Here is a 13,618-nt window from a genome sequence, read left to right on the forward strand (position 1 = left end):
GTAGTTTTAGGAAGACTGCCAAATATTTTCCCAAATACCGCCACCAACTTCTAAACCACAAAGATGACTTTGTGCCTTGAGAATAATTTTAGATTTGCTGCCATTTAGTTCTCGCAATTCTAAATCTAGTTTTCCTTGCATGGTGTCTCGACAACAGTATGCTAACCCATCGGTTGTGGGTGCGCGTAGGGGCGTACCTGGTAAATCGGTAGTTCCTGTCAATTCAACCTCATAGTGAGAGTTTTTGGCTTGCATTTGCCATCTTCCCCAAGGATGAATTTCCCAGTTTACTTGTGAATTCCAGGGAACGAATTCATAAAATTTGCCTTGGTAATGTATCCCAATCATGGCTACAGATTCCATCCACCACAATACACCACGTCTTCCCCCTCCGGCAGTTAATGCTAAGTCTGGTTCGTCGTCAAAATAATTACAATTAAGCCAAAACCATTTTTGGGGAAAAGCACCACCCCAATTTTTTTCTCCGTAAGCTGGGGCGTTGGTGAATTCATAGATTTTACCATTCCAGTCTATAAAACCGGTGGCTAAACCGTGAGCCATTAAAATTTGCCATCCTGGTTCAAATATCTGAGAAAATGATAACCACCCGGCGGTTGATTGCTGAATATTATTTTGATTACCCCAAGCGTATACGGGTGTAATCTCATACTGCCATCGGCAATAATTACCTGTTCCATGATCTGTAATTATGCCTTGGTTTAAGGTCGCGGTGGCTTGATAGCCTTGTTGAATATGATGCTCAAATTCCGTGGGGGCTAGATATTGGGGGGAAATTTGTAGGTCTGTTTTTCCCCAATGTCCCAAAGCTAAGACATCCTGACTCGCCCAAAATTTGTTGACATCAGGAAAAGTACGACAGAGATACTCATCATTTATGCCCAGGATTTGGGCTGCACCGCCACTATAAGGCTGATTACCGATGGGATCTTCGATGGAGTACATGAAGGCAATGGTTTGCCCAATTTCGGGCAATGTAACGCGATAATACCAGCCTTCAAAGAAGCGGCGACTACTTCCGTCCCAATGGTAGCCGCTGTGGGGTGTTTGGGTTAAGTCTAAGAAGTTTTTGGGAATAGTAATCATCGGTTGTGATTTGTTGCCTATTTTCAGTATGAGTCATGTTCATGTTTTAACACAAGAGGATGTCTCAAAAGTTTTGGGCAAATACAAGCCGCCACTACACAGCCCCACTGTACGTACGTGTAATCGAAAATAAATACTTTATTAAACCGTAAAAACGAGTTTTATTGTTTAGATACGGCTACTATCCTTGTAGGCTATCACTTATAAGTAAGTTGGCAACCTTAAACAATGTGATTGTCTTATAGTAATAGTCCGGATGGTTTTTTATAATTTTGTATCTTTTATAAGCTAGAATACAAGTAAATTCAAGTATAACTACCGTAGTTACGTAGGTCAGGTAAGATAAGTATAAATACTTGATTTTCAAGGTATCGGATTTTTGAAGAGCCAGGAGTATTGGAACTATGAAAGAGCGGGTAAAAATTTTACGGAATGTGGAGAATAAATATGTTGAAGCAACTATTTTACCTATCACTCCGAGGCATATTGAAGAAATAGAATTAATTTGGAAACCCCAACTTAAACATAATAATTGCTGGGATCAAAATTTAGACTTCAGAACCTATTTTCAAAAAGGAGAATCAGATACAAAATTCTATGTTTTGGAATGTAATTGCATGACTCAGGGTGTAATTTGCTTAACTTCTAATTACTTATCAATGTTAGAACCAAGTAAAAATTTGCTTTACTTAAATTTATTAAATGTCGCTCCTTGGAACCGTTTAGAGATCCAAGATCCACCAGATTTTAAAGGAGTAGGAACAACTTTGACAACATTTGCAGTTATACATAGTATCAATTTTGGATTTCAAGGGAGAATAGGTTTACATTCTGTAGAAAAAGCAGAAAAATTTTATGAGAAAATGCATTTCGTTAATTTAGGGCATGATATCAGCTACCAGAATTTAAAATATTTAGAATTGCCTAAAGACGATGCGGAATTAGTAGTTCTAAATTATTTATTGCTCTGCAATTTAAATTAGTAGCATTCATTATATTAGGACTTACGCAAAACAGAACCAAAGTAGTGGTAATTCATGAATTACCGCTACACAGGAATAAGGTTTTCAGTCACATCTTGCGTAAGTCCTATAGCAATCCTATTGGAGTTGTGAATCCCTTATGGGAGACGGAGGCAAAGACAAAAGAGATAAAAAGTGAAAAAAACATTAAGAAATATTTCAGGAATTATTGCAATACTTTAATGAAGTTCAACTTTAGTAAATATACGGCACAGATGAAAAAACTCATGCTAGATTAAGAGCAAGGTACGAAAAAGTTAAAAGTCAAACAAAAACTTTCGAGTTAGAGCCTGTACCTCCTGCTCTAATGCCTTCGCAATAACTGTTAGGTTGTGGCTTCCTGTACAATATGTTTTCGCCTTGATTTCATCGAGTTGTGATTGGAGGTGTTTGAACTCATAGCCAGAAATGCCTGCCTAGTTAGAATGAAGGATACACAATCCTGAGTAGTTGATTGCGAATCAGGTTCACCTTAGTTGATGTAGTTAATTCGGGTTATCCCATTTTATTAAATTCTTGCTTGATGATGAAGCCGCTGTAAGTTGCTGATGTAGATCGGTCGCAACTTCAGCGGTTTCTGTTGTAATAAGTCCTTGTTGAGTGGGACTAAATTCCTAATAATAGCTGTAATTAAATATGATGTTTGTTCTCATATATTTTGATATAACTCAATAATCCTAGATGTTATTCACTTTGTAAGGTAATTATAGTCACTTCTGGTGGACAAAATAATCTTCCGGGGAAATAAGTTCCTAAACCACGATTAACATATAGCTGATTTTTGCCTATTTGATGTAAGCCTTGTGACCATTCCCAATGGTGGAGAATAGAGTAATTTTTTCGCAAAAATGACACTTTACGCCGGATTTTGATAGGTATTTTTCGCAGGATTTTTTTGTAAAAATACACTGCTGGGCCTAGACCGGGAATCACGATTTGTCCACCGTGAGTATGACCAGATAATTGCAAATCTACGCGCCATTTTTGCAATGTTTCTGCTGTATCTGGGTTGTGGGATAGAACTATACGCGGTGTAGTAGGGTCTAGCTGATTCATGACTAGTGTAGGATTGAATTCCTGTGAGTAACGGTCTGCTAGTCCTATTAGTGGTAATTCTTTTCCTAATGGATAAGCGATTTCGTTCCAGAGGACATGAATACCAATTTTTGTCAGTGCTTTTGTAACTTCAGATTTTGAATTGACATAACATATATCATGGTTCCCCAATACAGCATAGACACCACAACGACTTTCCAGATGTTTGAGGTTTTTTGCTAGTTGCTGAATAGGTTCTGGTGTTGTAGTGATGTAGTCACCAGTTAAGAGAACTAAATCTGGTTGTTCTTGGTTGCTGAGTGCGATCGCTCTTTCTAGCATTTTATCTGATAATCGCACACCATCGTAATGAAAATCTGACATCTGCACCAGTTTTATACCTTGTAATGATGCAGGTAATCCCGCAATCTTAACCGTTAATTTCTCAGTACTCAACGGTCCAGATAATAACCTGTGCATAAGGCGGTTAATAATTTTTAATAGTAGGGCTTATAGTCTAGCGAAAATTAATTGATTAGTTTGTATCTATGGAGTAACTTTTTGGAAATTTCATGAAAGTTGGATACCTTAGCGTGTTTATACTTGTTTGATTTAAAGGTTATTCAAATTTTAGCAATACAATCGAGGGCGGGGAAACCCCGCCCCTACTGAAAAATTCCCAAAAAAAATTATTCCACAACCGCAGGTAGAGATGTTGCTAAACTTTCTCCATTAGTCAAATTTTCTCCTTGACCTTGAGAAGTGAAAATTTGTTTCAAAACCTGCATCAAGATGCGGGGATGGAAAAATGCCCTGGGTTGCTTTTGCATATGCATTACTTCTAAAAATAATTGATGAACTTCCGGACTTTGGCTTTGCAGCATCAATACTTGTTCTAAATACTTCTGCATCAGTTTGTTGATTAAACTGGTTTGTCCTCCCTCTGTGGTAGACCAACGGAAATCCTCACCCGTAGCTATCATCCAAGGTACGCTAATGACCTTGTTGAGTTGCTTTTGAAATCTTCGGGATAGACCAATTAAATTACCTTGTTGACTTAAACATTCATCCAGAGTCATAGCACCTAAAGCAGCGGTAGTCATACCTTGACCGTAAACGGGATTGAAGCTACAGACAGCATCACCCACTACTAGGAAATTTTCTGGAAATCGAGACAGTTTTTCATAATGATGCAGACAGTTTTCTGTGCGTTTATAGGCATAAATTGGTGACAGGGGTTGGATTTTTTTGATAGTTTCGTAGATAATAGGCGATCGCAAACTACGAGCAAATTCTAAAAAACCTGCCTCATCCGTAGGTGGATAATCCCGACCAACACCAACTAATGTGATAATCCAGCGATTACCTTCGACTTGATAAATCACGCCCCCACGAGTACCAGGTGCTTGTGTTGTTATATACACAGCGTTCCAATCTTTTTGCAAATCAGCCGGAATCTCATACCAGCGACTAGCGTAACCTAAAAAAGAATTGACAACTGTTTCCTGGGGTGGTTCATAGCCCATTGCTTGTAACCAATGAGGTGTGCGTGAATTTCGTCCAGTTGCATCCACCACTACATCAGCAAATATCTCTACTTCCGGTTCGTTAGCAGTGCGTATCCGCACACCCGTCACACTGACTTGATTGGTAAGTAAGCCCGTTACTTGTGTTGCTGACCTCCACTCCACACGCTCATTTGCAGTCAAACGTTTGCGGATAGTCCACTCCAGCAAATTTCGGCTACAGGTGCGGGTAATTAGTTGAGAATCAAAGCGGGGAACCCAACCGCGAATACTCAACCAAAGACAATCTGCTGTCCAATTGATAACCGATGCGTCTGAATCTGCTAATTCAGTGACGATACCAGGAAACAAATATTCTAGAATTTGCTGACCCCGCATCAGTAACGCATGAGCATGAAAGGATTGGGGTACACCAGGGCGTTGTTCTGTTTGTTCAGCTGCTTCTTTAAGCAAATCCCGTTCTACAATGATTACACGGTCAAAATGCTTCGTCAGTACCTGAGCCGTCAGCATTCCCGCAATACTTCCTCCCATGACAACTGCGGTTTTTTCTGTAGCTATGCAACTATTGGCGGAACCCATATTGTAATTCACCTTTTTGGATACAAGTTTTACACAATTGCTTTGTTAATATGACCACAACGATAATAGCACTTTAACTTTTCTCTCTTTACCAAAGTAAAATCTGTTGTCTCAGTTCCTCCATATCTAAATAATCATTCACAAAAGCTTTCCTTAAAAGTTCATCGGGAATAAATTTATCATACTTTTGTAATTCTGGTGCTTCTGCATGACTAACTAAATGTTCTGCTGTAATTCTTTGCTCACATAAAGAATAAATTTCTGGATAAACAGATGAGAATTTATTTTTCCCTAATTTTAAAGTCAAATAATAAGGATTTATCCCACCAATACTGATAATTTCTAAAGATTCTCGACAAAAGGAGTTAAGCAATCTTTCTAACGTGCGATAAGCCACAGTACCCATCCAAGGAAAGATGCAGCATTTATTTTTTTCTAAAAGCAGAATATTTTGTTGATCTAATCCAGCCTTTCGCGTTAGTTGACGAATTTCCTGTAAACGTAATTTAGCATTTTTTTGTAAATAGCTATATTCTGTATTTTCTAATAAAACCTGCCGCATACGTTGCAAAATTCGGGTATGAATAGTACCACTACCACCACGCCAATAAATAGTAGCTTTACCCTCAGCTTGTTTAACGAAAATAGCCTTTTTTTGGAAGTCAACTTCTATAACTTCCCAACTTCTTCCAGCTAAAGCAAATTGATTACCAACAGGAGGTGGTGTGACAATACTACCAATTTCCGTTGCTCCTTGTTTAACGACATATTCTTGACTATCAGCAAAGACAGCATAAAACTGAAATTTGTTGACTATTTTTTCTCCTAATAAACCGATAATTAATTTACCTTGTTCAGTTTTTTGAATGTGATTAATATCAATTAAATACTGTAGTAATAATTTATAATCAGTTTGAGAGATATTAATAAATGGTAGTAAGCTAAAAATTTGTTTAGCTAAAGCAGCGGGTGAAAGCTCCCCAGTTGCTGCTAAAATACTCAGGGTTTGATGATAAAGTAAACTTAAAGGATATTTAATCGGTTTGATTGGTTCTAGCCAACGTTCTTCTAAATAAAGTTGAATAATAGCGATACACTGCAAAAGTTGCCAAGGAATTTGTTCAGGTAAAGAAGCCTCTGATAATGGTTGTTCTTCTGCACAAACAAAACGCATATCCGCCGATTCACCTCTTCTGCCACTGCGTCCCAATCTTTGTAGAAAACTGGCAACAGATAAAGGTGATTCTAATTGTATGACTCGTTCTAATTCACCAATATCTATACCTAATTCTAAGGTTAATGTGGCAGCAGTGACAGCAGGGTGATTTGGTTCACGCATGGCATTTTCCGCAGCTTGTCGTAAACTGGCGGAAATGCTACCATGATGTACATGATATATGTCTGGAAATCCTTCTTTTTGAGCTATTTGGCGTAGAGAAGCAATAATAGATTCTGTTTGAGTACGGTTGTTAGCAAATATTAGACATTTACGAGATTTAGTGGCATTAAAAATATATTGCTCGTATGCTGAATTTTCCGCTTCTTTTTCAACATAGAAATGTTCTATAGCTAATTTTATTTGGCGTTTACCAGCTTCAATCTTGGGAGTAATGACTGGCTTATCTGTTCCCGAAGCTAACCATTTTTCAGCCATTGAGTAATCACCAAGAGTTGCTGATAAACCAATGCGGCGTGGTTGTATTTGCGTGATTTTTGCTAAACGCTGCAATTGACAAATAATTTGATCACCACGTTCTGAACCCATAAAAGCGTGAATTTCATCAATGATGATAAAACGCAAATCAGCGAAAAGTCGAAATAATTCATTATTTTTGTTAATCAATAAACTTTCTAGAGATTCTGGTGTAATTTGCAGAATTCCTTGGGGATTTTTTAAAAGTTTGTTTTTGCGACTTTGAGATACATCACCATGCCAAGAACATACTGATATATCTGCAGCTTTTAATAAGTCATTAAGGCGTTCAAATTGGTCATTTATTAAAGCTTTGATAGGACTAATATACAATGCACCTATTGTAGCAGTTGGTTGTTCGTGTAATAAAGTTAAAATTGGTAAAAATGCGGCTTCTGTTTTTCCCGCAGCGGTAGCCGCAGCAACTAGTAAATGAGCATCGGTTTCAAAGATCACCTCACAAGCAGCAATTTGCACTGGTCGTAATTCTGTCCAATTGTGAAGATAAATATATTCTTGAATGAAAGGTGCAAGTCTAGAAAAAGTGCTGTTACTCATATTAATTTGGGATTTCAGATGTAATAATAATTTCAGAAATAACACTGACTCTGATGCTAGTTGGCAGTTTAAGTAAGCTTACAGTAATCTAGTAACAAGGAGTAAACTTCTAAAAATAAAAAAGTTCTAAAAAACTGCCAAATGACAAATCAAGATTTAGGTGATTTTGCCAAAGAGACGCTCTGCGAACGCTACGAAGTACAGCAGCAACTGGGCAAAAAAGCAGGACGGAAGACGCTGTTGACTCGTGATTTGCAAACCCAGGAACTAGTAGTAGTGAAACTACTTTCGTTTAATGATGAATTTCAATGGCACGACTTGAAGCTGTTTGAACGTGAAGCCGAAACTCTGAAAACTATCTCCCACCCAGCAATTCCCCGTTACCTAGACTACTTTGAGTTAGATAACCCTGACTACAAAGGTTTTGCGCTCGTACAAAGTTATATTCCCGCTGAATCTTTAGAAACACAACTGAAAGCAGGACGTAGTTTTAGTGAGGAAGAAGTTAAACAATTAGCGACAGCAATACTAGAAATTCTTAAATATTTACACGGTCGTCAACCACCTGTAATTCACCGCGATATCAAGCCTAGTAATATACTGTTGACAAATCGCTCTGGTAATAGCGTTGGAGAGGTTTATTTAGTAGATTTTGGCTCAGTGCAAACTATTGCTAGAACAAACAGCACGATGACTGTTGTTGGTAGCTATGGGTATATGCCCCCTGAACAATTTAATGGTAAAGCTACTCCTGCTTCTGATCTTTATGGTTTGGGTGCAACTTTAATTTATTTAGTAACAGGTGAACATCCAGCAGATTTACCACAACAAGATTTAGTTATTAAATTTGAAGCAGCAGCTAATATTAGTCCGGGTTTTAGCAGTTGGTTGCGGAAGATGACACAACCTATTTTGAGTAAAAGATTGGCTTCTGCTGAACAGGCTTTACAAGCTTTAGCACTACCTAAAAATAAAACTCAAACTCCAGTCAAGATATCTAATTCAGTTTTAGGAAAACCATTTGGGAGTAAAGTGAGTTTGTATAAAAATGCTGATTTTATAGAAATTATCATCCCTCCAGTGGGTGGATTTTCCAAAATAGTGATGATGTTTTCTTGGTATTGTAAGGTAGTTTTACCGCTTTCATTTTTAATGTTGTTGCCGATGTTTAGAATCATTTCACCTCTGCTGATTCCAGTTAGTTTGTTAATATTATTTCTTGTCATTTGTATGTGCTTTTTTGGCAATAAAACCCTGCATATCAATAGGACACACATTTCTTCATATTATGAATTGTTTGGTATTGAGCGACATCATCCACTTCCTAGTCTGAAAAAATATATTGTTCGCTTAGAGATAACTCATACTTACTACAACAATAAACCTCAAGCTTGTTTAATTATCTGGTCAGGAATGCAAAAGTATAAAATTCATACTGGTGAAAATAATACTTTTGCTATCAGTACTCTAGAACTTGATTGGTTAGCTGAAGAAATTAGCAATTGGCTAAAATTACCAATTACTAGAAGTTAAGAGAAAGTCCTTAATCACAAACTAAATTCAGCTGCATCTCCATCTGTATTTTCACTATTACCTACAGTAGTAGGCTTAAAATTAGAACCATGAATCAATTCACTAAAGTTAATTTCTTGATTTTGATGGAGAAGATGTAAGACACTAATAAAATCGCGAATAATTTCTCCTGGTGTTAGTAAAGCTTCTGCACCTAAACGACTGATAATTTCTTGGACAAATTCCTTTAACTCCCTATTTGTTAAAGTCTTTTCATAACCAAAATTGAGAGCATGGATTTCTGTTAATCGTTGCAACAGTGATAATATTTCTGTTTCAGTTAAAGGATTGAGTCGAATAACTGGACTCATATATTCTTGTACACCGACTTGGGTAGAAAAACGACTTTCTTTTGTGCGTCTACGCCAAGCTTGGTCAGCAAAAAGTCCCCGATTTGGGTCTTCTAAAAATTTAGTTGTTCCCCCAATGAAAATACCCAGATTTTCGGCTTTACATTGCATGGTGTCGTTGAACATTGATAATAGTCTATTATAGTTTTTTTCACGAGTGACTGTAGTGGATATTTGATATAAATTGACGGCTTCATCTACTAAAATTAACATTCCTTTATAGCCTATTTCGGCTACAAATTTAGCTAATAGTTTGATATAATCAAACCAGCTATCATCATCAATAATAACCCGTACTCCTAATGCGGCTTTAGCTTCAGTTTTGGTATTAAATTCTCCCCTCAACCAGCGCAAAGACGCATTTTTCAATTCATCATCATCTAAACGATAACTACGCCAATAAGCAATGATTACACTACCAAAATCAAAGCCATGAACTAAGTCTTCAATATAGTGAACTACTTCTCGAATTTTTGCTTCTACTTGCTCATCAAAACCTTCGTCATTGGGATTTATTCCCTGTTCTTTAGCTACTTCTTGCTGGATTTTATTAATCCATCCTTCTAAAATAGAAATTAAAGCGCCACCGTCAGGACGAGTTTTTGTAGCGAGACGACTCATCAATTCTCGATAGGTTGCTAAACCTTCATTGTTACTTCCTGCTAGTTTACGTCCAGAGGATAAATCAGCATCAGCAACTACAAATCCTTGCTCCATTGCACGGTTACGAATCATTTGCAGCATGAAGCTTTTACCGGAGCCGTAGTTACCAATTATAAACCTAAATGCGGCTACACCTTCGGCGATATCGTTGAGATTGTTTAATAGGCTGTTAAGTTCTTTTTCTCGGCCTACTGCTATGTGTTCAATTCCTATTCTAGGGACTACTCCTGCACCAAGAGAGTTAATTAAAGCGGTGGATACTTTTTTGGAAATTTTTGGTTTTGTCATGTAGTTGATTTTAATCGATTTTCAATGCTTATGTAAATAGCCAGTATATGACAGGTGACAGTCGAAAAAGTCTTTTGGGGTCTAGTTTTTATAATTAGTATTAAATGCAAGATATTTTTGTCGTAGTGAGCAATTTAATCGCTCTATTGCCAGGTTTGATAGGGCTAAAGCCCTGACTACTAACTTTTGCTTTATTCAGTTTTATTATTTAGAGAAAATTATTTAATTGGATAAAACAAATTTATTTGCTAGGCTTTTCATAGATTTTTATTACTTTTTTAACGTTGGGTATATGTTCTTGATAAATGGCGGGAATTTCTTGTCCCGTTTCGATAATTAGTTCACCGATAGTATTATTGGCGATTTCATTTATGGAGTCAATTAATAGATTTGGCATTGTGATGTTTGCTTCGGCAATTTGTTTAATGATAGGCTTGGGATTATCTTGCTCAACTATGGCTTTTAATACTTGGACTTCATATGCTGGGAGATTTTCCAGAAAATCAGTCCATTCTGTGGGTAAATTATCTGAGGTGTTGGGTTCATAATCTAGAAGTGATAGCGGTTCGAGTAATTGATCAAAAGGAAACAAATCAATATCTTCTTCTTGTGGATTTTCATTTCCTATTTCTTGATTGATTGTATCCATTTGTTGGAGTAATTCCCAAACTTGACTTTGTAACGAGTCACGTTCGCTTTGCAATAAGGAAATTTGGTTTTGTATTTGGTTGAGTTCTGATTGTTGCGCTGCTGTCTGTTTCTGTAAAGCAATTAAGTTATTGTCTAAATTTTCTCTAGTTGTTTTTGTATCGACAAGTAAGTTATTTTCTTGGACTATCTGCATTTCTAGTTCTTGCAGTTCAATTCGTAATTCATAGAGTTTTTCTTCTAGTTGGGGTTTAAGTCTACCTAAAAGAGTTAAATTACTTTCGATTTCCTGTCTTTCTTCTTGAAAGGCATCTACTTGAGTTTGTAGTTGGGTTATTTCTGCGCGTAAACTATGACAATTCAATTCTAGACGGCGTTTTTCTGCCGAGAGGGTAGAACAGTTATTTTTCAATTCTTCTGTAGTATTTTCTAGATTATGAAGTTCAGTGCTTAAAATACTAATTTCAGATTCTAATTGCTTTTTTTGTCCTGCGAAAGTCCCTAAATCTCGATGGAGACTATCTCTTTGATTACGACATTCGGCAATTTGATTTTGCAGTTGTTGTGATTCGCTATAGAGAATAGTACGATGCTCTTCTATTTGTTTTATTTCTCTAGCGATACGAGATTTTAATCCTTCACGTTCTCTAATTTTTCTATGGAGAGAACTTAAGACTAACATTTCATAGTTTCTGCGACGTTTATCAACAAATAAGGCAGATGAATAAGTAGCTAATACAGTAATCATGCCTGTGATTAAGGCTTTAGTAAAATCCCAGTTGGGGACGAGGCTTAGACCAAAACTCACACTAAAGGCAGCTATACCTAGAATTAAGCGATTACTGATTATTGCTGATTGCATCTTGCTTGTTCTTAGTGTATTAAAGTTTTCCGAATTATGTTTTACTAATGTCATTACTGCTCACATTTTATTAACTATATGGTTGGAAGTACAAATTTTTTTGTCAAGTTCAGATATAGCGATCCTATTTGAGTTGAGAATTTATCTGTGAGGGAAGGTAACAGGGAACAGAAAGTTTTCATGAATTCATTTAGGATTGCTATATAAAGTTTGTTTTTCCTCGCTCCTGCTGTATGTTTACATAATTCTGTTAATAGTTAAAATTGCCCTCACTAGTGGAAGAAATCAGAAGACAACAATATTGACAATAAAAGTTTTTTTACAGGTTTTTATTGATTAGTTATTTCTGTTAGCCTACACTAGTAAGTTGACTACAGGCTATTGTTATTTTCCCCAAACAAAGCTAACTCTGCTTTTAAGAAGTCAATGAATTGACGTGCTGTTCTGCCAGAACGTCCATTATGGCGAGTTGCCCATTGCAAAGCTTGGTATTCTAAATCTGAGTGAGTGAGATTAATGCCTGTTTGTGCTGCTAAATGTTGAACAATTTGTAAATAAGTCTTTTGATCTGCGGCTTCAAAGGTTAAAGTCAGACCAAAGCGATCGCTAAATGACAGCTTTTCCTGCATTGTATCCCAAGCATGGACTTCCTCATTATCCTTAGGGGTAGGTCGATCACTAAAATACTCTCGAATTAAGTGACGACGGTTAGAAGTGGCATAAACAACTGTGTTTTGGGGTCTAGCGGTTAAACTGCCTTCTAAAACTACTTTTAGGGCTTTAAAGGCATCGTCATCTTCTTCAAAGGAAAGATCATCAACGAAGATGATAAATTTCTGTGGCACTCCCCGCAAATGCTCGACTATTTTGGGTAAATCTTGCAGTTCTGATTTGGCAACTTCTATCAAGCGCAGGTTTCTGTGACTATATTCGTTTAACAAAGCTTTGATTAAGGAAGATTTGCCAGAACCTCGACTACCGTAAAGTAATACGTGCAGTGCTGCCTCTCCTGACAATAAAAATTCTGTATTTTTTAACAGCGCATCTTTTTGCCACTCATAACCCACCAGTGTAGTTAGCTTCACCGAATCAGCATAGGGGATACCCACAAACTGTCCTGCTTGCCAGCGAAAAGCCCGGTATTCGGCAAATAAACCTGTTCCATATTGTCGATAATAAGCTGCTAAATCTTCTACAGCATCAGCCCAAGTTTCTAATTGGGGAAGCGAGACCCGCAAACCTTGCTCAAATCCTACTTTTTCTGGCTCTTGGTACCACACAACTGGGGAAACTGGTAAATGGGCGACAATTTGCACCCACTCGCTTAAAATCGCGCTGTTACATTCATAGAGACTTTGCAATATTTGTAAATCATTTTGGGCTGCTGCGACTAAAGCTGAGGGCAAATGGGTAAATTCTCGCTGTTGAGCCAATTTGCTAAACGGGTTATCAGCGATGAGAATCTGATTGATTAAGTATTCCTCCCAAGTTTGATTGCTGGCAGCTAAAGCTTGGAAGTAGCTACCGTAAGCTTGGAGACAATCGCGCCCATCTGCGTCAGTGTAACGTATTGCTTGTAACAGTTCAAGAAATGCGATCGCTACTTCGCCTTTGAGAACGGATTGGTAAAGTAAAAGAGAGGCAGCTTGACGCTGGAGGAATTGAACTTTGGTATAAGACGAAGTATGTGCCGTAGGCATCGCTGGATTATCCAT

9 protein-coding genes are annotated in these 13,618 nt (G+C 37.3%); 2 read left to right on the forward strand and 7 right to left on the reverse strand.

The window, feature by feature from the left end:
* Positions 1 to 6: 6 nt before the first annotated feature.
* Positions 7 to 1,104 (reverse strand): tocopherol cyclase family protein, encoded by a 1,098-nt coding sequence (locus H6G59_RS10620; RefSeq protein WP_190714170.1) that lies wholly within the window; start codon positions 1,102 to 1,104, stop codon positions 7 to 9.
* A 404-nt stretch (positions 1,105 to 1,508) separates the two neighbouring features.
* On the opposite strand from H6G59_RS10620, the gene H6G59_RS10625 reads away from it, so the two are divergent.
* Positions 1,509 to 2,087, forward strand: coding sequence for a GNAT family N-acetyltransferase (locus H6G59_RS10625; protein WP_190714171.1), 579 nt, complete (start codon positions 1,509 to 1,511; stop codon positions 2,085 to 2,087).
* A gap of 723 nt (positions 2,088 to 2,810) precedes the next feature.
* On the opposite strand, the gene H6G59_RS10630 is transcribed toward H6G59_RS10625, so the two are convergent.
* From H6G59_RS10630 to H6G59_RS10640, 3 genes are all read right to left on the reverse strand, one after another.
* Positions 2,811 to 3,641 (reverse strand): metallophosphoesterase, encoded by an 831-nt coding sequence (locus H6G59_RS10630; RefSeq protein ID WP_190714173.1) that lies wholly within the window; start codon positions 3,639 to 3,641, stop codon positions 2,811 to 2,813.
* Positions 3,642 to 3,850: 209 nt separating this feature from the next.
* The gene (locus H6G59_RS10635) at positions 3,851 to 5,269 is read right to left on the reverse strand and encodes an FAD-dependent oxidoreductase (RefSeq protein ID WP_190714175.1); all 1,419 of its coding nucleotides are present in this window, start codon (positions 5,267 to 5,269) and stop codon (positions 3,851 to 3,853) included.
* A gap of 88 nt (positions 5,270 to 5,357) precedes the next feature.
* Positions 5,358 to 7,520, reverse strand: coding sequence for a DEAD/DEAH box helicase (locus H6G59_RS10640; protein ID WP_190714177.1), 2,163 nt, complete (start codon positions 7,518 to 7,520; stop codon positions 5,358 to 5,360).
* 141 nt (positions 7,521 to 7,661) lie between these two features.
* On the opposite strand from H6G59_RS10640, the gene H6G59_RS10645 reads away from it, so the two are divergent.
* The gene (locus H6G59_RS10645; protein WP_190714178.1) at positions 7,662 to 9,053 is read left to right on the forward strand and encodes a serine/threonine protein kinase; all 1,392 of its coding nucleotides are present in this window, start codon (positions 7,662 to 7,664) and stop codon (positions 9,051 to 9,053) included.
* A gap of 14 nt (positions 9,054 to 9,067) precedes the next feature.
* Here H6G59_RS10645 and H6G59_RS10650 read toward each other — a convergent pair whose 3' ends face one another.
* From H6G59_RS10650 to H6G59_RS10660, 3 genes are all read right to left on the reverse strand, one after another.
* Positions 9,068 to 10,393 (reverse strand): ATP-binding protein, encoded by a 1,326-nt coding sequence (locus tag H6G59_RS10650; RefSeq protein WP_190714180.1) that lies wholly within the window; start codon positions 10,391 to 10,393, stop codon positions 9,068 to 9,070.
* 241 nt (positions 10,394 to 10,634) lie between these two features.
* Positions 10,635 to 11,903, reverse strand: a complete 1,269-nt coding sequence (locus H6G59_RS10655) for a tellurite resistance TerB C-terminal domain-containing protein (RefSeq protein ID WP_242038846.1) — start codon at positions 11,901 to 11,903, stop codon at positions 10,635 to 10,637.
* Between the two features lie 371 nt (positions 11,904 to 12,274).
* Complete coding sequence (locus H6G59_RS10660) at positions 12,275 to 13,618, reverse strand: ATP-binding protein (RefSeq protein ID WP_190714184.1); 1,344 nt, start codon at positions 13,616 to 13,618, stop codon at positions 12,275 to 12,277.

The organism is Anabaena lutea FACHB-196, from assembly GCF_014698305.1.
In the GTDB taxonomy this organism is placed as follows: Bacteria; Cyanobacteriota; Cyanobacteriia; order Cyanobacteriales; family Nostocaceae; genus Anabaena; species Anabaena lutea.

What these genes read in the sequence shown, in the direction of transcription:
- H6G59_RS10620 (WP_190714170.1), bottom strand. Translation starts at nt 1,104, where the DNA reads ATGATTACTATTCCCAAAAACTTCTTAGACTTAACCCAAACACCCCAC.
- H6G59_RS10625 (WP_190714171.1), top strand. Translation starts at nt 1,509, where the DNA reads ATGAAAGAGCGGGTAAAAATTTTACGGAATGTGGAGAATAAATATGTT.
- H6G59_RS10630 (WP_190714173.1), bottom strand. Translation starts at nt 3,641, where the DNA reads ATGCACAGGTTATTATCTGGACCGTTGAGTACTGAGAAATTAACGGTT.
- H6G59_RS10635 (WP_190714175.1), bottom strand. Translation starts at nt 5,269, where the DNA reads ATGGGTTCCGCCAATAGTTGCATAGCTACAGAAAAAACCGCAGTTGTC.
- H6G59_RS10640 (WP_190714177.1), bottom strand. Translation starts at nt 7,520, where the DNA reads ATGAGTAACAGCACTTTTTCTAGACTTGCACCTTTCATTCAAGAATAT.
- H6G59_RS10645 (WP_190714178.1), top strand. Translation starts at nt 7,662, where the DNA reads ATGACAAATCAAGATTTAGGTGATTTTGCCAAAGAGACGCTCTGCGAA.
- H6G59_RS10650 (WP_190714180.1), bottom strand. Translation starts at nt 10,393, where the DNA reads ATGACAAAACCAAAAATTTCCAAAAAAGTATCCACCGCTTTAATTAAC.
- H6G59_RS10655 (WP_242038846.1), bottom strand. Translation starts at nt 11,903, where the DNA reads ATGCAATCAGCAATAATCAGTAATCGCTTAATTCTAGGTATAGCTGCC.
- H6G59_RS10660 (WP_190714184.1), bottom strand. Translation starts at nt 13,618, where the DNA reads ATGGATAATCCAGCGATGCCTACGGCACATACTTCGTCTTATACCAAA.